This window comes from Campylobacter troglodytis, from assembly GCF_006864425.1.
Lineage (GTDB): Bacteria > Campylobacterota > Campylobacteria > Campylobacterales > Campylobacteraceae > Campylobacter_D > Campylobacter_D troglodytis.
Map to the genome: position 1 here is coordinate 1 of NZ_QHLI01000234.1, position 535 is coordinate 535.

General features: G+C 33.5%; 1 pseudogene. It reads left to right on the top strand.

The annotated features are described in order from the left end of the window. Nucleotides 1–278: pseudogene (locus tag DMC01_RS14290) on the top strand (hypothetical protein); the annotation flags it as partial. Nucleotides 279–535 lie beyond the last annotated feature (257 nt).

A 535-nucleotide genomic window follows, 5' to 3' on the forward strand; every position in this document is an offset into this window, starting at 1 on the left:
TTGATAAAAGATTTGAGGAGTTAAGCTTTAAATCCCCCAACAAAGAAAAGCCACAGCCCTTCAAAGCAAGTGTGCCTCCTCCAATGGCTATGCATAAGGCTTATCTATGGCTTGGCTTTAATAGGGCTAAGCTCTTGCCCTCAATGAGAAAAAAGATCTATTTTGAGCTATATTATGACAACAAAGACACCTTTGTAGAGCTTTTGCAAAGGATCTATCCAGATGCCATTGAGGGTTGGAGCACAAATATGCTAAGAAAGCTTGAATTTACGAGGTAAGGGGGGGGTTGATGGAGTATTTAAGGCTTTTGCAAAAGATAATTTGTGGCTTTAAAACAAGTTCTTTTAGCACTAAGCATTTTATAAACTCATCCTTTATTTAAAATTTACAAAGAATTTCTCTTACAAAGATCTTATTTCATAAACTAAGCCTTATAAAAATTCAAGCTAAAACACAAAAATCTTGCTAAAATTCAAAACTTGAATTTAACAAATTACAATGCCAAAAATTAAAAAACTAAGAGACTAAAATGCCA